Below are 16,915 nucleotides of genomic sequence, written 5' to 3'. Positions count from 1 at the left end.
TTCAACGTTCATTCCCCCTGCTTTAAAAGGGGCTCCATCTCGATTTGGTCTTGTTTTTCGATGCTGACTGAAATATGATCGCGGCTCAGCTGGTCCACAAGTCCTCCTGCAATGTTCAGCGCCGGCATCAGCACATCCGGATCCCCGATGGCCGAAATGACAAACGGCGCGGGATACTGGTTGCCGTCAACCGTGATGACAGGACCGTTGCACGATATGTAAGAATGATGTGTCACACGCTGTCCGTTGATCGACACCGCGGCCGCCCCGGAAATCCACAGCTCATTGAGCAGGCGGAATATGTGGCTTTCATGGACGATATAGTTGTTGACATTCTCACCTTCCGGTATGTAAGAAGCGTCTTTCAGCGTCACCTTGATTCCTTCGCCCTGAACGCCGATTTCCCCGACGAACATTCTGTACCTTTCAACATCTTCGACAATATTGTAATACTCTTTTTTTTCCTTTTTCAAAGCCGTCTCTGTTTTCTGTACTTCCTGCTGTTTTTTGTAAAGCTCCTGTTCCAGCTTCTTATTTTGCTTTTCCTGGGAAATCAGCCGGTCGCGCAAGGAATACTCCTCTTTCCAATTTTCAGCTGTTTCTTCATGGTCTTTGTTTTCCCTGGCGAATTGATAGGAGAAAGACAGCAGGAATCCGAGGACAAGCATGGCGAGTGAAAGATTGACTGTGTGCCTCTTCAATTTCCGTCTCCCTTTTTGCTTTCATCCGTTTTTTTCAGAGGTTCAAAATAGGTCGCGACTTCCATATGGATAATGCCTTTTTCCCCTTTCGGCAGCTCTTTTACGATCGCCGGATAGCTGTTCATTTTCTGTCCGAACGTTTTCAGCGAAGCCGTCACGATATAGCCGTCGTTCATATACAGTCTGATCAGCCAAGGATTTGATTTTTGAGGCGTATAGTTAATCTCGGAAATCGATTTTTTCACGGAATCGGAAAGCTTGTTCAGCTGTTTTGCCATTTGAACGAGCTTTTCGTCTTCCTCCCAGTTATTAAGGGTCGGTCCGATGTCAGTCGGCGTCACCTCTTCAGGAAGCACCGTGCCGTTTTCAAGCACGGAGTAGTACACATTGTGTTTTTGCAAAAACGCAATGCTTTTATACTCTTCGATGGAGATGGCGATTTTGTTGGGCAGCTGTTTAGAGATTTCGGCTTTTTTGATCAATTTATTCTGCTCGATCTTTTCTGCGGCTTTTTGCTTGCTCAGACTCCAGAATTCCGTCTGTCCTTTATGGATCGAAGACAGGGAAATGATCTGGTCTTTTGAAACGTTTTTGTTTCCTTTGATCTCTACCGTCGAAACTTTGCTGATCGGCGTCTGCAGGTAAATGATGATCAGCATCATCGTGAAAAAGAGCAGAATAAAGGTGATCAGCCGGCGGTTTGCCTTTTGCTTTCGCTGTTCTTTGATTTTGGGAATCCGTTCTTCTATATTCACTACTTTTTCTTTATCAATACCGGGTTTCACGTAGGCTCACCTCAGGTTAATAAAGCAGACAAAAAGACTTTTATTTGCTTATTTTTGTTCGGAAAAATGACGCGCTTTTCGACATATGAAAGCACGGGGCAAGCTAAAAAGCTTCCATTTAGCGAAACAAACGACATACTAGGATGCCGTTTGCTTGTTTGTTTCATACATTATATCATAAGGCGATCTGAAGTAGAGAGGCCGTTTACCGTTTTTCTCCGATAATTTCGACCTCAGTGTGCATGTCGATATCGTATTTTTCTTTAATCGTTTTTTGAATGAATGCAATCAAATCCAGGACGTCTTGTGCTGTTGCGCCGCCTGCGTTGACGATAAAATTGCCGTGCATCTCTGAAACCTTTGCCCCGCCGATCTGATGGCCTTTCAAACCAGCCTCTTCTACTAGCCGGCCCGCATGTTCAGGCAGCGGGTTTCTGAAGATGCTGCCTGCGCAAGGGTTGGACACCGGCTGCGTTTCTTTTCGGTAGTCTTTGTTTTTCTGCATCTGCGCAACGATCTCATCGCGTTCTTTTTGCTCCAGCTGGAGAACGGCTTCAAGACATATGCCCGGCCGCTCGTTTTGCAGGATGGACGTGCGGTAGCTGAACGCCATCTCTTCATTCGTCAGCCAATCGATCGTTCCGTCTTCAAACAGGATCAATGCTTTCACCAATACCCTGCTGATATCAGAACCGTGGGCTCCGGCATTCATGTAAACCGCTCCGCCGACCGAACCCGGAATGCCTGCGGCAAATTCAAGGCCGGAAAGCCCTTTTTTGCTGATGCCTGTCGCAAGCCTTACGACAGAGTAGCCGCCGCCGACCGTTACTTGCTCGCCGTCGATTTCCATATGGTCAAGCCCCTGTCCGAGCTTGATGACAACGCCTCTTATCCCTTCATCAAGGACAAGAAGATTCGAGCCTCTGCCGATGGCCGTCCACTTGACGCCGTGCTTCTTGATCACCTTCATCGTATCTTTGACAGCTTGAATGTTTTTCGGAACCACCAGCACGTCAGCCGGTCCTCCGATTTTAATCGTAGTATGGTTGCTGAGCGGCTCGTTTTCCAGAACTTTGCCGACTTCAAGTTCTTTTAATTCTTGTATCACCTTATCCATCGAAAACCTCCAAAATCCTTCTGTCTTATCATTTTGCATGATGTTTCAGTTCTTTCAGCACATTGTACAAGCGTTCGGCCGCGTCCGGCACGCCAAGCGACTTCGCGCGGCTCTTCATCTCTTGCAGCGTCTTTTCGTCTTGTAAAATATGATCGATCGCCTGAATTAAGCGGTCTCCATTAAGCTCTGATTCTTTTAAAACGACAGCGGCGTTCTGCTCTCCTAGTGAGCGTGCGTTCACTTCCTGGTGGTTGGCCGTAACGTGCGGACTCGGAATCAATACGCTTGGAATGCCGAGCGCGGTGATTTCCGCTATTGTCGTTGCTCCCGCACGTGCCACGACGACTTCGAACTCTTTTAAGTACTCGGGCATTTGATGGAGAAATGGCTGAACGACCATATTCGGAGCGGGGCCTTCTTTTTTAAGCGCAGCTGTTACTTTATCATAGTGAACTTCCCCTGTGACATAAAGAACCTGGTAATCCCGCTTTTTTAATTCGTTTTGCATCGCGATAACCGCCTCATTGATCGGAGTGGCACCGCGGCTGCCTCCGAAAATAAGGACCGTTTTTTTGCCTTCTGAAAGGCCCAAAGTGGTCATGGAACGGCCCCCTTTTATAGAGACGACTTCAGACGCCCTCGGGTTTCCTGTAAAAACAACTTTTTCTGCAGGGAAATGCGGTTTCGCTTCATCAAAACAAATGGCTACCTTATCAACATATTTGGATAAAAACTTATTGGTGAGTCCGGGAAGGCTGTTTTGTTCGTGGATAATCGTCGGAATCCCCAGTTTTGAAGCGGCGTATACCACGGGTCCGCACACGTAGCCGCCCGTGCCGATCACCGCGTCGGGCTTAAACCGTTTTAATTCTTTTTTGCATTCTTTTACACCCTTTAAAAAGCGCATGACGGTTTTGACGTTTTCAAATGACAGCTTTCTTTTAAAACCCGTAATTTCAATCGCCTTGAAAGGGATCCCTTCCCGCTCGACGATATTTTTCTCCAGGCCTTTTTCGGTTCCGATATATAAAAACTCAACATCTTCATGATGCCGTTTCACTTCTTTAATAAACGCAAGGGCGGGGTAAATATGGCCGCCCGTTCCGCCTCCGCTAACAACAATCCGCATCTGTTCTCCCCCTTATTCCTTATGTACACGCCGATAACCCTGCTATCTCGCAACAGGGTTATCGCCAAAATCTAGTATCTAGAATACCTGCTGACATTCAGCAGCACGCCGACCGCCATAAGCATCAAGGTCAGTGATGAACCGCCATAACTTAAAAACGGAAGCGTGATGCCTGTAACAGGAATCAGGCCGGTCACGACGCCAATATTGATCATAACCTGAATCGCTATCATCGAAATGACGCCGACGGCGACAAAACTGCCGTATAAATCGGGCGCACCGAGCGCGATTCTGATGCCTCGCCATAATAGAACGCTGAAGAGCAAAAGAATCAGCGATCCGCCGATAAAGCCGAGCTCCTCTGATAAAATCGCGAAAATAAAATCTGTCTGCGGCTCAGGCAGATAAAAAAACTTTTGCCTGCTCTGGCCGAGGCCGAGGCCGAACAGCCCGCCGGGCCCCACCGCATAAAGAGACTGAATGATTTGAAAGCCGCTCCCCAAAGGGTCCTCCCAAGGGTTCAAGTATGAAGTGATCCTTTTGATCCGGTACGGCGCCGACAGCACAAGGCCGACAAAGCCGCTCAGACCCAGAAGACCGAGAAAAACGAAGTGTGAAATTCTCGCACCCGCGACGAAGATCATAATGATGCATGTGCCGACCATTACGGTTCCTGTTCCAAGGTCAGGCTGCATCATGATGATCAAAAAAGCTGAAAAGACAATACCCAGCGCCGGCACAAAGCCTTTTCTAAACGATGTAATATTCTTTTGCTTTTCAGATAAAAACTTGGCCAAAAATGCGATCATCGCGAGCTTCATAAACTCGGACGGCTGAATGCTGAAAGCGCCGACTCCGATCCAGCTCCTCGACCCGTTCCGTTCCATGCCGATCCCGGGAACAAGGACGATGATGAGCAGAAAGAAACATACTATGATCAGTATTTTCGCATAAGTTCTCCACGTCCAGTAGTCGACATTCATGATGAAAAACATGGCGATGACTCCGATGCCGGCAAATAAAAGCTGCCGTTTCGCAAAGAAAAAGGAGTCGTCGTATTTGTAAGTCGCCCATACTGCACTGGCGCTGTATACCATAATCAGTCCAATTGTTAAAAGCAATAGCGTAATGATAACCAGCAAAAAATCCGGTGACGTTTTTTTTGTTTGCAAAGCCGAACACCCCAAGCTCTAATTCTTAGGGCTATCTTTACGAGACAAGCCCTTATTTAAGCATATGCACGGCGTTTACAAACATGTCACCACGTTCTTCAAATGTTTTGTACTGATCCCAGCTTGCACAGGCCGGGGACAGAAGAATGACATCTCCTTCGTCTGACAGGCTGAACGCCGCAGTTGCTGCTTGTTCAACATTATCGACACGTTTAACCTGTTGTATTCCCATTTCTTCGGCCAGCTTCTCAAACTTCGGTGCGGTCTCGCCGAATGTGATCACCGCTTTGACAAAAGACATATGCGGCTTTAGTTCATCGAATTCATTTCCGCGGTCAAGCCCCCCTGCCAGCAAAATGACCGGCTTTTGAAAGGCGGACAGCGCTTTTTTGGTCGCAAGAATGTTTGTCGCTTTGCTGTCATTGTAAAACAGTCTGTTTTTGATCGTCGCGACGTATTGCATCCTGTGCTTTACACCGGTAAAGCTCGTCAGCACCTTGCGGACGGCCTCATCGGAGACGCCTGCGGTTTTAACAATGCAAAGGGCGGCCAAAATGTTCTCCAAATTGTGCTCTCCCGGCAAAACGACGTCTTCAAGCGGCATGACCGGTTCACCGTTAAACATGATCACGCCGTCTTTCACGCACGCTCCGCGCTCAACTGTCCGGCGGACCGAAAAATACACCTTCTCCGCTTTTGAACACTCGGCAAGCCGTACGACTGTCTCATCGTCCAAATTGACAACGGCAACGTCTGTTTCCGATTGATTTCGATAGACCTGCTGTTTGGCAAGCTCATAATTTTGGCGGGAATGGTGATAATCGAGATGGGCATCAAATACGTTTAATAACAATCCGATTTTCGGTCTGAATTGATAAGTCCCCATGAGCTGAAAACTCGACAGCTCTGTCACGATCCATTCGTCTCCGCCGGCCTGATTGGCCACTTCGCTTGCCGCCGTGCCGATATTACCAGCAACGAGCGCTTTTTTCGAATCGGCTTTCAGCATTTCATAAACAAGCGTTGTCGTTGTCGTCTTTCCGTTTGAACCGGTAATGCCGATGAACGGAGCATCTGTCAGATGATAGGCAAGTTCAACCTCCGTCCAGACCGGTATGCCCCGCTTCAGCGCTTCTTCGACCATCACGTTTTCATAGCGGATGCCCGGATTTTTAATCAGAATGTCGATCGAATGAAGATCAAACAGTTCCGTCGGATGAGAGCCGCAGACGACTTCCACCCCTTTTTCCGCGAGAATCCGCGCAGGTTCATTCTCCTCAAAAGGCAGCTGGTCATTCACGACAACCTTTACGCCTTTTTCATGAAGGATCGAAGCGGCAGCATATCCGCTTTTCGCCAGCCCCAGTACGAGCACATTTTGATTTTGCAATAAATCTTGAGTATCCACTTATAACCACACCTCGATGTAAATTCCTAAGACGGCAAGCAGAAGTCCCGCTGTCCAAAAAGTGACGACAACTCTCCACTCAGACCATCCGACAAGTTCGTAATGATGGTGAAGAGGGCTCATTTTGAAAATTCGTTTGCCGGTCGTTTTAAATGAAATGACCTGCAAAATGACGGACAGCGTTTCAATGACGAATACGCCGCCGATGATGACAAGCAGGATTTCCAGTTTCGTTAAAATCGCGATCGTCACAATCGCCCCTCCGAGGGCAAGCGATCCTGTATCTCCCATAAAGACTTTCGCGGGGTGCGCGTTAAACACGAGAAATCCTAACACCGCTCCGACAACAGCAACCGCGAAAATGGCGACATCGTATTGCGACTGGTTCCATGCCAAAATTGCAAACGCACCGAACGCGATGGCAGCAGTACCCGACAACAGCCCGTCAAGCCCGTCAGTCAGGTTGACAGCATTTGAACCGCCGACAAGCATAAAGATGACGAGCACCGGATAAATCCAGCCGAAATCAAATGACAGCTCTGTTCCCGGAATGCGGATGTCAGTCGGCAGCCCTTGGAAGTGGTAGACGGCATAGAATACCAGAGCAATCACGATTTGGCCGATCAGTTTTTGTTTGGATGTGAGTCCAAGGTTGCGCTTCATCACGACTTTAATATAATCATCCAAAAAGCCGAGCAAGCCGTATCCAACCGTAACAAACAAGAGAAGGATCATGTTCATGCTGACTTCGGAAAATTTCATTGTCATGACAATGGTCGTCGCGATAATCGACAATATGATCATGACGCCGCCCATCGTCGGCGTTCCCGATTTTTTCTGATGGGATTTCGGACCTTCCTCACGGATGCTCTGCCCGAATTTCAGCCTTCTTAAAAACGGAATGAAAATCGGAGATAAAAGAACGCTGATTAAAAAGCCCATGATAATGGTAAATAAAATTACTTGTTCGAGCATCGTTCTTCTCTCCCTTCCGCGTGATATAAGTAGCAGCATACGCATTTATCATATTCACTGTTTTTTTTCATATGTTGATTTATTTCATCCATCATTTCAACAACTCTTTCCTGTAGTTCTTTTTCGGTTATTTCAGCTCAAGAATGGCTCTTTTGGCCACCTCAGCATCATCAAAATCAAAGGTTTGACCGCCGATCTGCTGATAGGTTTCATGGCCTTTGCCTGCGATCAGGACGACATCGCCTTTTTTGGCGTTTGCAATGGCAAAAAAGATTGCCTGCTCACGGTTGACGATGCTGTGATAGTAAGCCCCTTTTACGCCTTCCTCCATATCGTTTAAAATGGCGAGCGGGTCTTCGCTTCTCGGATTATCGGCTGTAAAGACCGGTTCATCGGCAAGGTCAACGGCAATTTTCGCCATTTTCGGACGCTTCGTCTTATCGCGGTCTCCTCCGCAGCCGACGACGACAAACAGCTTTCCTTCCGTTAAGCCTCTGCACGTGTTCAAGACATTTTCGAGGCTGTCAGGAGTATGGGCATAGTCGACGATTACCGGAAAGTCCTGGCCGGCGTCCACAAGCTCAAATCTTCCTCTGACGCCTTTCAGCCCTTCAATTCCTTCTGTGATCGTGGCAAACGGGATACCCGCTGCTAGTGCGATCCCCGCGGCCGTTAAAACATTGTAGACGTTAAAGAGGCCGACAAGCGGAATCGTTACTTGTGCAGTACCTTTGGGCGTCACCAGATCAAAGGTTGTCCCTTTCGGAGCCATTTTGATATTTTCAGCCATGACATCGGCATCGTTTTGAATTCCGTATGTCAAAAGGTGTGCTGACGTCACTTGGGCGAAATACGCTGAAGCAAGGTCATCCGCATTCAGCACGGCCCACTTCGGTGTATCGTGGTTAAAAGATCCGCCGAGCTGAGAGAAAAGCAGACTTTTCGCATGTTTATATTCTTCCATTGTCCGGTGGTAGTCAAGGTGGTCCTGAGTCAGGTTCGTAAATGCGGCGATATCGTAATCACACCCGTGGACCCGGCCCATGTGGAGAGCGTGTGAAGACACTTCCATGACGGCTGTATCCACATCCTGATCAACCATTTTTCTAAACGTTTTTTGAAGTGTGACGCTTTCCGGCGTCGTATTTTTTGCATCGAACGTTTCGTCATGGATTTTCGTGTACATCGTGCCGATCAGTCCTGTGCGGCTCCCGGCTTTTCTAAAGATCTCCTCCACCATGTGAGAAGTCGATGTCTTGCCGTTTGTGCCTGTAATGCCGATCAGCTTCAGCTGCTTCGTCGGCTGTCCGTAAAAGGCGTCCGACAGCACGGCAAGCGCTCTCTTCGTATGGCGGACAATGATCACCGGCACATCGGCGTCCACTTCCCTTTCCGCCACGATAGCGGCAGCCCCTTTTTCAGCGGCTTGCCGGGCGTAGTCATGCCCGTCGACTGTATAGCCTTTTATACAAACAAAAAGACTCCCTGTCTTGACTTCCCTGGAGTCCATCTCAATTGAAGTTATATCAGGGTCTTCTTGGCCGGCATAGGAAGGTGCATTTTTTAAATATGTAAGAAGCTTTGTTAATTTCATCGTATCAAACCTCTCAAGTCTAATCATTCTTCATTCGTTGTCATATTGTTCCTGCGTTGATTAACCGCACGAGCTGCATGCAGACATACAGTTCATATTTTAGCGTAAAAAAGAGGATACATCCAGCTAATCCTTTAAAATCTATATATTTTTTAGGAGGAACGGCCCCCGGTCATCAGCCGGTTGCCGCTCCTTATCATGATCCGAATTAATCAGAGGCTCCGTCTTTATTGTCAAGGTAAATGCGAATGGTCGATCCTTCTTTTACTTTTTCGCCCGGCTTAGGGGACTGCTGAACGACGACATCGCCTTTTCCAGAAGCTTTCAGCCTGAGGTTGATCAGCAATGGTTCAAGCTCTGTCACGGAAAGCCCTATAAGGTTCGGGACCTCGATCAGCTTTTTGTCCAGCCATTGATATTTGCGTTCAATCTGATCTTTCCGCTTCTTAACGCCGAGCTGTGGAAGGCTGTCTCTCATGATGTTTCCGACGATCGGCGCTGCAACCGTACCCCCGAATTGAATCGTGCCTTTCGGATTGTCGACGGCGACGTAAACAACGATGCTCGGATCATCTGAAGGAGCCGTTCCGATAAACGAGACGATGTGATTGTTTTTTAAATATTTCCCGTCCTTGACTTTTTGCGCCGTACCGGTTTTGCCGCCCACCCGGTAGCCGTCGACAAAAGCGTTCCGCCCCGTCCCCTGGGCGACAACGCTCTCCAGCGCGTACCGGATCTGTTTCGATGCCTCTTCAGAAATCACTTTTCTTTTGGCGATCGGCGTCTGTTTTTTCACTGTTTGTTTTGTTACGGGATCAATCCACTCTTTGGCAATATACGGCGTATACAGCGTTCCGCCGTTGACAGCTGCAGAAACAGCTGCGACCTGCTGGATCGGTGTCACCGATACCCCCTGGCCGAAAGCGGTTGTCGCCTGCTCTACAGGACCGACGCGGTCAAGCGGGAATAAGATGCCCGTTCCTTCGCCTTGTAGATCGATCCCGGTTTTTTGTCCGAAGCCGAAATTTTTAATGTAGCTGAACAGTTTTTCTTTGCCGAGCCGCTGACCAAGCTCAACAAATCCCGGGTTGCACGAATTTTGGACGACTTCAAGAAACGATTGTGCGCCGTGTCCGCCGCGCTTCCAGCATTTCAGCCTTGCGCCGTCCACTTCAACGGAACCCTTATCATAGAAGTGATCTTTTTGGAGGTTGACTTTGTTCTCTTCCAAAGCTGCGGCAAGCGTGATGATTTTAAAAGTCGAACCGGGCTCATATGTGCTCCATACAGGCAAGTTCCGATTATAGACTTTAGGATCGATTGATTTGTAGTTTGCGGGGTCAAAGTCCGGCCGGCTGACCATCGCCAATATCTCCCCGTTTTTCGGGTTCATCGCAACACCGACCATTCCGTCCGGGTTATACTTCGCTTCTGCGATATCAAACTCCCGCTCCATAATCGTCTGCACCTTTGAATCGATCGTCAGCTTCATATCAAGCCCGTCTTTCGGCGGTGTATAGTCATCCGCCTCCCCCGGCATCCTCTTGCCTTTTGCATCAGAATAAAATTTCACATAGCCCTTTTCACCTTTCAACTCTTTGTCATAAAAAGCTTCGAGGCCAAGCAGACCCTGGTTGTCAATGCCCGCGAATCCGAGCACATGGGACAGATAGCTGCCGAACGGGTAATGGCGGATCGAATCTTCTGCAATGTATACGCCTTTCAAGTTGAGATCTCTGACTTCTTTTGCTTTCTCATGGGAAATTTTCCGGCCCTCGGGATTGATCCTTTCAATTGACGTTTTTTTCGTGACATGTTTGTACGCTTTTTCTTCCGACATATTCAACACGCTGGCCAGCAGTTTGCTCGTTTTGATCGGATTTTCAACCTGCTTCGGAACAACTAAAACCGATGGCGCGCTTTGGTTTGTCGCCAGCTTGACGCCGTTCCTGTCCAATATTTCGCCCCTTTCCGGCTCAAAAGGAAGGTTCCGGCTCCACGAATCTTTAGCTAATGTCGTCAGTTTATCCCCCAGAACGAACTGAACGTATCCGAGCCTTGTATCAATAATCAAAAAGATGATCACACCAAAAAGCAGAACGAATATTAAACGTTTTCTGACCGTTACATTGGAAACGCGCAAGAGACCGTTCACTCCTTATTTAGGCTTGTTTCATTTTATGCCTTGGGGCGTTTTGATAGAACGGCCCTTATTTTTATATGCTCAGGAGGCGCCGCGCCCAAACGGAAGGCTATCGACTCTGAGCCGATAGCCTTTTAGATGGGATCTATTCGTTTTTCAATCTGACTTTTACGACCGAGTTGGCTTTTAATTCTTTGCCTGCTTTTACATTTTGGCTTTTCACATAACCCTGGCCGCTCGTTTCGATATGAATGCCTGCCATGGCGCCGAAGCGGAGAGCGTCACGCTTTGACCAGCCCGTCATATCAGGCAGTGTGATTTTCCCTTCGGCCTTCAGGAAGACCCTCTGATTCGACAGGACGGCTTCTCCCGCTTTCGGGTACTGTTCTTTCACAGCCAAGCCATCGCCGATCGTAACCGGAACAAGGCTGCTGTTTTGCGCCTCTTTTTCGGCGGATTTAGCTCGTTTGCCGGTGAAATCAGGCATTTCCAGCTGTTTTTCTTCCTGCTTTTCTTCTTTTATGGTCTCTGTCGGTGTGATATTTAAATAGTGAAGACTGTTTTTCATCACCGGATTGAAAATTTTTGATACCGGAGCAGAGCCTGTTTCCGTAGCCTTTAATTGCGGCTGCTGTACGGCTACATAAACGAGAAGCTGCGGATCGTCCTTCGGCGCCATGCCCATGAAGGAGAACACGTAGTTTTCGCGGCCGGTCAAATATCTGCCGTCTTCTCCGGCAATTTGCGCCGTACCGGTTTTTCCAGCGACATCAAATCCTTCGATCTTGTACGGCTTCCCCGTCCCTTTATCAGATGTGACGACTTTTCCCAATAGGTCGCGCACTTCTTTTGCCGTTTTGGCAGAGATCGGCTGTCCGACTTTTTCCGGTTTATTTTGGTAAATCGTTTTGTTTTTGTCAGAATCAACGACATGATCGATGACATAAGGCTTCATCATTTTTCCGTTATTCGCGATCGCTGTCGCGGCCTGAAGCTGCTGGATCGGCGTGACCGCTGAACTTTGTCCAAAGGCAGTTGATACTTTATCACGCAAATATTCAAAATTGATTTTGCTGTTCGCTTCTCCAGGCAGGTCGATGCCCGTTTTGTCGTAAAAATGGAATTTCCGCAAATATTGATTGAAGCGGTCTGTGCCGAGTTTATCATTGGCAAGGATCGCAAACGCAACGTTTGAGGAGCGTTCAACACCTTCATTAAATGTGATCGTTCCCCAGCCGTTTCCATCGTTATGGTCTTTGATCGGCTTATCTTTTTTAGAAACCGAATATGATCCAGACTTATATGGTTCTCCTCCATTATATACGCCTTCTTGGATGGCTGCCGCCAATGTGAAAATCTTCATCGTCGAGCCTGGCTCAAAGCTGTAGGAGACAAGGTCGTTGTAATAGTTCGTGACATCGCGCACGTTCGGGTTGAAGCTCGGCCTTTGCCCCATCGCGAGCACTTTGCCCGTTTTCGGATCAACGACCGCCGCCATAATCTTCTTCGGCTTGTATTCTTTTTGGACGGTCGTCATGCTGTCTTCCAAAAACGCCTGGATTTTTTGATCGATCGTCAAATACACGTTGTCTCCGTTGTTTGGCGCTTTAATATTTTCGTTGCTGTTCGGCAGGCGCCAGCCCGTTCTGTCGGTGTCGTACGTCATGTATCCGTCCGTTTCTTTCAAATAATTGTTGAGCGTTTTTTCAAGGCCCATCATGCCTTGCATTTCACCTGTTTTTGCGTTGATCTGCGAATAGCCGATGAGATTGGAAGCGAAGATTCCGTTTGGATAGTAGCGCTTCGTATCGCGGGTGAACACGATGCCAGGCAGCTTCAGCTTTTCGATTTTTTCTTTTTGGGCATATGTCAAATCCCGCCCCGCCGATCCGAATTCAACCTGAAACGCTCCTTTTTTATTGAGAATATCGAGCACTTTCCCCTCATCCATACCGAGAATCGGCGCAAGCTTCTCAGCCGTCAGCTGCTTGTTTTTCACGTATTGAGGTTCCATCTTTTTGCTCATAATCGCGACGAGCTTGTATGTCGAAGTGTCTTCGGCAAGCACTTTTCCGTTCCGGTCAAGGATCGATCCCCGGTGGGCTTCGATCGTCCGCTTTTTCTCATACTGTTCGTTCGCCTTCTGTGCAAGCACTTCGCCGTTCACTTTTCCCGTCGCTTGAATAAACGCAAACCGTCCTACGATAACAAAGAAAAAGAGGGCAAAACAAATGCTGAGTATTGCCGCTCCTCTGTTCATGAATTTATTTTTTTTCGGCATTGTGCATCATTCCTGTATGTCTTTCACTTTTTTATCACCTAATTTAAGGCCTTTTTTCCGGGCGATGTCCATGATACGGTCCGGCTCTTTCAGCATATCGGCTTCTTTTTCGAGGTCACCAACTCTGCTGCTTTCCGTTTCAACCTTCTTTTCGAGCTTTTGAATTTCAATATTGGTCTGATACGCGGCAAAAGCCTTTGAAATCATAAAAAGTGAAGCGCTGAGTACAGCCAGGGCAAAAAGCACAATCAGTACCTTTTCCCCAAGCGTTATCGATGCTCTTCTCCGGATGATAACGGATTGTTCTGCACTGTTTGTCTGTCGTTGCTGTTTTTCTACTTTATAAGCCAAATTGCTCATAGACTGATGACCTCCTTTTAATTCGTACAGCTCACTCTCGTGCTTTTTCCGCGATGCGCAGCTTCGCTGAGCGCGCACGGTTATTGTGTTCAAGCTCCTCTTCAGAAGCTGTGATCGGCTTTCTGTTGACTAACTTTAATTTCGGTTCAAACTCCTTGGGGATCACGGGCAGTCCGTGAGGCAGTTCAGGAGGCGATGACATCTCTTTAAATGTCGATTTGCAGATCCGGTCTTCCAGCGAGTGGAACGTGATGACCGATACCCTTCCGCCCGGCTTCAGTACCTCAATCGCCTGTAAAAGCGCTTCTTCAAACACTCTCAATTCATCGTTTACGGCAATTCGAATCGCCTGGAAGATCCGTTTAGCCGGATGCCCGCCGCTTCTTCTTGCCGGTGCGGGAATCGCCTCTTTGATGATATCGACAAGCTGGCCTGTTGTTTCAATAGCCGATTGTTCTCTTGCTTTTTCGATTTTCCTGGCGATTTGCTTGCTGAACTTCTCTTCTCCGTATTTAAAGAAGATTTTCACGAGATCCTCATAAGGCCATTCATTGATGACTTCCTTTGCCGAAAGGCCCGCCGACAGGTCCATTCGCATATCAAGAGGTGCATCATGATGATAGCTGAAGCCCCTTTCAGGTGTATCCAGCTGAGGAGATGAGACGCCTAAATCAAATAAAACACCGTCCACTTTCGTGATGCCGATTTCGTTTAGACGGTCTTTTAAATACCGAAAATTGCTTTTTATGAAAACGACTTGTCCTTCATGATCCGCCAGTTTTTCCTTCGCGTGGCGGAGTGCGGTTTCATCCTGGTCAAAAGCGACCAGCTTTCCTTTTTCAGACAGCTGTGAAAGCAAGTATTCGCTGTGACCGGCACCGCCTAATGTACAGTCTACATATGTACCGTCTTCTTTTACATTTAAACCGTCAACTGTTTCTTTTAATAATACTGTTGTATGCTCAAACATTTCTTTACTAGTCCCACCTTTATTCAAATGAACTGATTGCAGAAGCGCCGCATGCGCAAAGATTCATTATATATCAAACCCGATCATGTTTTCAGCTATTTCGGCAAATGAATCTTCCTGCTCTTCTACGTATTGTTCCCAAATCTCTTTGCTCCACAATTCAATTCGATTTGAAACTCCGATGACCACGCATTCCTTCTCAAGCTTTGCATAATTTAAAAGCGGTGATGCAATGTTGATCCGGCCCTGCTTGTCCAATTCGCATTCGGTGGCTCCGGAGAAAAAAAAGCGGGTAAAAGCGCGTGCATCTTTCTTCGTAAGAGGAAGAGCCTTCAGTTTTTCTTCGATGAGTTTCCATTCGGACATCGGGTAGCCAAACAGGCACTGATCAAGCCCGCGCGTCAGAACGAACTGCTCGCCGAGGCCTTCTCTGAATTTCGCCGGAACGATCATGCGGCCTTTTGAATCAATCGTATGCTGGTATTCACCCATAAACATGATCTCGGCCCCCACTTTCGTTCCTCAACTCACCACTATCCACCACTTCTCTCCACAAATTTATTTTACACTGTTTTAGAACAAAAAAAAACCCTGAACTACTCAGGGTTTTTTAAAAAATTATTTCAAAGTTTGACAACTTGATGCATGTTTTGAAATGAATATGGCAAATCCTTGTATTTTTCCAAGAAATTCGGACCGTATTTGTTCAAATAATACACGATGTTCCAAATTCTCTCCTGCGGAGCGTCTAAAGGCTTGATGCTCGTTTGAATTTTGTCAAAATCACGCAAAATGTAGTTTTCTCTTTCTTCAATCCTTTTGATAACCGTTTTCTCCAAAAATTCGAGCTGGTCTTGAATGAAGCCTGAGTTTTTTTCTAAAAGGGGGCCGAGGCTCCCGTCGATTTCGAGGGCTTCAGCGCGAACAGCGGAATGGATGTTTTCGATTTTTTCTTTCGCCTGTTTGACCGAATCGGTAAAACCGCTCGGAACCTTATCTTCAAAATACTGCTCTTTTTTGGCGCGCGCTCCCTTTTCAATCGATTCACGGAGTTCGATTCCCCGCTCGCCCAGCTTTTTTTCGATGTGCCGCTCAAGGAATGTAACCTGAAGCCTCGGTATGACAGGCGGCATTTTATAGCCCATAACCTGAAAAGCGCCTTTCAGCTCGCCCCAATAATTGATCTCTCCGGGACCGGCGATGAACGCCAATGTCGGAAGAAGGTATTCCTGCATGAGCGGCCTTGTTACGACATTATTGCTGAACGCTTCCGGCTTTTGGCAGATCAAATCGCAAAGCTCTGCTTCAGACCACTGAAGGTGAAGCTCTTTTATAAAAAACGCCCCGTTTTCTTTTTCGATTAAAAAGCGCTCGCCGTCGTGCTCATAAAAAAGGTTCGCATGCTGTGCGGCTCCTTCAATAATCGGTGTGTAGCCTAGTTGTTGCATGAATTCCTGCTGCCGTTTGACAGAATCGGTCAGCTCGTCGTTTCTGTTCAGCAGCTGCCGGAAAAAACGCGCTTCAAGGGCTCTGATGCCCGGGTCGCCGGAATTCAGAAGGATCAGTCCGTCTTGTTCAAACATGCCGGCAACAAGATATTCGAAAAAATCGGTGAAGGAAAGAGACTGCCTTAAACATCGGCGCAAATGGCCGAGAAGATCATTCGTATACTCCGTTTCTTCAAATGAGGCAAAAATCCCGTCCAGCCACTTTTCAGCTTTTTCGGCATCGAGCGCCGTTTTTGACGCCTGGCTTTTTTTCCAGTGAGACTGCGGGAGCTTGTGCTTTTTCACCTTGCCCCCGTCAGAAATGTAGACGTGATTGATTTCTTCCAGATCGTGGTCTTCCCCCGCAACCCAGAATACCGGAATGACCGGAACGTTCAGCTCTTGTTCTTTTTGCTTTGCAAATACAAGGATCGATACGATTTTATGTATAGTGTAAAGAGGACCCGTTAAAAGGCCGGCCTGCTGCCCTCCGACAACGACGACGCTTTTCGGATCGCGAAGCCGCTCGATTGTTTCATTCATGCTTGCCGATTGAAATTTGCTGTGATAGTCGAGCAAATAGTCAGCTAAAGCATCGCGGTCATACGTCCGGGAGGAAAGGTCATCCAAACGGACACTCCAACTTTCATTGCTCAGGCCGTAATCGAAAAACGGCTCTATCTCCTTTTTTCCATTTATATAGTCTCGAACAAAAGGGTTTTGACTTTGTATGGAAAGTTCAGTAAGCTGCATCTTTAGAACTTCCTTTCTCCAGTAAATAGTTAGCTTTCCG

14 protein-coding genes are annotated in these 16,915 nt (G+C 47.5%); all 14 read right to left on the bottom strand.

What is annotated here, in order from left to right:
• Positions 1-8 precede the first annotated feature (8 nt).
• A complete protein-coding gene (locus MHB72_RS09155; protein WP_371268716.1) occupies positions 9-668 on the bottom strand; it encodes a DUF881 domain-containing protein in 660 nt (219 codons plus the stop codon).
• 29 nt (positions 669-697) lie between these two features.
• On the bottom strand, positions 698-1,486 hold the full coding sequence (locus MHB72_RS09150) for a cell division protein FtsQ/DivIB (RefSeq protein WP_020451304.1): 789 nt from the start codon (positions 1,484-1,486) through the stop codon (positions 698-700).
• A gap of 205 nt (positions 1,487-1,691) precedes the next feature.
• A complete protein-coding gene (gene murB, locus MHB72_RS09145; protein ID WP_023857251.1) occupies positions 1,692-2,603 on the bottom strand; it encodes a UDP-N-acetylmuramate dehydrogenase in 912 nt (303 codons plus the stop codon).
• Positions 2,604-2,631: 28 nt separating this feature from the next.
• Positions 2,632-3,732: an undecaprenyldiphospho-muramoylpentapeptide beta-N-acetylglucosaminyltransferase gene (murG, locus tag MHB72_RS09140; RefSeq protein WP_216920527.1), complete on the bottom strand. Its 1,101-nt coding sequence runs from the start codon at positions 3,730-3,732 to the stop codon at positions 2,632-2,634.
• A 71-nt stretch (positions 3,733-3,803) separates the two neighbouring features.
• Positions 3,804-4,904, bottom strand: coding sequence for a stage V sporulation protein E (gene spoVE / locus MHB72_RS09135; protein ID WP_020451301.1), 1,101 nt, complete (start codon positions 4,902-4,904; stop codon positions 3,804-3,806).
• 52 nt (positions 4,905-4,956) lie between these two features.
• Positions 4,957-6,312, bottom strand: coding sequence for a UDP-N-acetylmuramoyl-L-alanine--D-glutamate ligase (gene murD / locus MHB72_RS09130; RefSeq protein WP_026579761.1), 1,356 nt, complete (start codon positions 6,310-6,312; stop codon positions 4,957-4,959).
• Complete coding sequence (mraY, locus tag MHB72_RS09125; RefSeq protein ID WP_020451299.1) at positions 6,313-7,287, bottom strand: phospho-N-acetylmuramoyl-pentapeptide-transferase; 975 nt, start codon at positions 7,285-7,287, stop codon at positions 6,313-6,315.
• Between the two features lie 127 nt (positions 7,288-7,414).
• Complete coding sequence (locus MHB72_RS09120) at positions 7,415-8,881, bottom strand: UDP-N-acetylmuramoyl-L-alanyl-D-glutamate--2,6-diaminopimelate ligase (RefSeq protein WP_216920525.1); 1,467 nt, start codon at positions 8,879-8,881, stop codon at positions 7,415-7,417.
• Positions 8,882-9,089: 208 nt separating this feature from the next.
• Positions 9,090-11,024, bottom strand: a complete 1,935-nt coding sequence (locus MHB72_RS09115) for a stage V sporulation protein D (protein ID WP_035338833.1) — start codon at positions 11,022-11,024, stop codon at positions 9,090-9,092.
• 145 nt (positions 11,025-11,169) lie between these two features.
• On the bottom strand, positions 11,170-13,305 hold the full coding sequence (locus MHB72_RS09110) for a penicillin-binding protein (RefSeq protein ID WP_216920517.1): 2,136 nt from the start codon (positions 13,303-13,305) through the stop codon (positions 11,170-11,172).
• A 6-nt stretch (positions 13,306-13,311) separates the two neighbouring features.
• Complete coding sequence (gene ftsL, locus MHB72_RS09105) at positions 13,312-13,665, bottom strand: cell division protein FtsL (RefSeq protein ID WP_020451295.1); 354 nt, start codon at positions 13,663-13,665, stop codon at positions 13,312-13,314.
• 31 nt (positions 13,666-13,696) lie between these two features.
• On the bottom strand, positions 13,697-14,635 hold the full coding sequence (rsmH, locus tag MHB72_RS09100) for a 16S rRNA (cytosine(1402)-N(4))-methyltransferase RsmH (protein WP_020451294.1): 939 nt from the start codon (positions 14,633-14,635) through the stop codon (positions 13,697-13,699).
• Positions 14,636-14,701: 66 nt separating this feature from the next.
• Entirely contained in the window at positions 14,702-15,133 is a 432-nt protein-coding gene (gene mraZ / locus MHB72_RS09095; RefSeq protein ID WP_009328555.1) for a division/cell wall cluster transcriptional repressor MraZ, read from the bottom strand.
• Between the two features lie 125 nt (positions 15,134-15,258).
• Positions 15,259-16,875, bottom strand: a complete 1,617-nt coding sequence (gene bshC, locus MHB72_RS09090) for a bacillithiol biosynthesis cysteine-adding enzyme BshC (RefSeq protein WP_079289142.1) — start codon at positions 16,873-16,875, stop codon at positions 15,259-15,261.
• Positions 16,876-16,915: the final 40 nt, after the last annotated feature.

It is taken from the genome of Bacillus sp. FSL K6-1284, from assembly GCF_038002625.1.
GTDB lineage: Bacteria > Bacillota > Bacilli > Bacillales > Bacillaceae > Bacillus > Bacillus paralicheniformis.
This window is presented reverse-complemented; position numbering and strand designations above follow the sequence as displayed.

What these genes read in the sequence shown, in the direction of transcription:
- mraZ (WP_009328555.1), bottom strand. Translation starts at nt 15,133, where the DNA reads ATGTTTATGGGTGAATACCAGCATACGATTGATTCAAAAGGCCGCATG.
- MHB72_RS09120 (WP_216920525.1), bottom strand. Translation starts at nt 8,881, where the DNA reads ATGAAATTAACAAAGCTTCTTACATATTTAAAAAATGCACCTTCCTAT.
- murB (WP_023857251.1), bottom strand. Translation starts at nt 2,603, where the DNA reads ATGGATAAGGTGATACAAGAATTAAAAGAACTTGAAGTCGGCAAAGTT.
- rsmH (WP_020451294.1), bottom strand. Translation starts at nt 14,635, where the DNA reads ATGTTTGAGCATACAACAGTATTATTAAAAGAAACAGTTGACGGTTTA.
- MHB72_RS09110 (WP_216920517.1), bottom strand. Translation starts at nt 13,305, where the DNA reads ATGCCGAAAAAAAATAAATTCATGAACAGAGGAGCGGCAATACTCAGC.
- ftsL (WP_020451295.1), bottom strand. Translation starts at nt 13,665, where the DNA reads ATGAGCAATTTGGCTTATAAAGTAGAAAAACAGCAACGACAGACAAAC.
- MHB72_RS09155 (WP_371268716.1), bottom strand. Translation starts at nt 668, where the DNA reads ATGCTTGTCCTCGGATTCCTGCTGTCTTTCTCCTATCAATTCGCCAGG.
- bshC (WP_079289142.1), bottom strand. Translation starts at nt 16,875, where the DNA reads ATGCAGCTTACTGAACTTTCCATACAAAGTCAAAACCCTTTTGTTCGA.
- mraY (WP_020451299.1), bottom strand. Translation starts at nt 7,287, where the DNA reads ATGCTCGAACAAGTAATTTTATTTACCATTATCATGGGCTTTTTAATC.
- murG (WP_216920527.1), bottom strand. Translation starts at nt 3,732, where the DNA reads ATGCGGATTGTTGTTAGCGGAGGCGGAACGGGCGGCCATATTTACCCC.